Consider the following 607-nt stretch of genomic DNA (forward strand, 5'->3'; position numbering starts at 1 on the left):
GCTAATACTGTAAAAATATCCAGTTGTGAGTTAATCAACGCTGATTGCCTGGAATTTATCCAGACCTTACCGGAAAACTCTGTCGATCTGATAGTCACAGACCCGCCATACTTTAAAGTAAAGCCCGAGAGCTGGGATAACCAGTGGAAGGGCGACGATGATTATCTGAAATGGCTGGACCAGTGTCTGGCGCAGTTCTGGCGGGTACTGAAGCCCACCGGAAGTCTTTACCTGTTCTGTGGTCATCGCCTGGCATCTGATATCGAAATCATGATGCGTGGACGCTTTAATGTACTGAACCATATTATCTGGGCGAAGCCGTCCGGGCGCTGGAACGGGTGCAACAAGGAAAGCCTGCGGGCGTATTTTCCGGCAACAGAACGCATTCTGTTTGCAGAACATTATCAGGGGCCATACCAGCCCAAAAATGACGGCTATGCGGCAAAGGGGCGCGAGCTAAAACAGCACGTCATGGCCCCGCTGATTTCTTACTTTCGTGATGCGCGTGAATCACTGGGAATAACGTCAAAACAGATAGCGGAAGCCACCGGAAAGAAAAACATGGCTTCGCACTGGTTTGGTACCAGTCAGTGGCAGTTGCCGAACG

At 50.4% G+C, this 607-nt stretch carries 1 protein-coding gene; it reads left to right on the forward strand.

The genetic code is table 11. The features are described from left to right. The coding region (locus tag FQZ95_RS05170; RefSeq protein ID WP_160529953.1) for a DNA-methyltransferase at positions 1-607 on the forward strand (607 nt) is incomplete at both ends.

It is taken from the genome of Escherichia sp. HH41S (assembly GCF_009820115.1).
GTDB classification, from domain to species: domain Bacteria; phylum Pseudomonadota; class Gammaproteobacteria; order Enterobacterales; family Enterobacteriaceae; genus Escherichia; species Escherichia coli_F.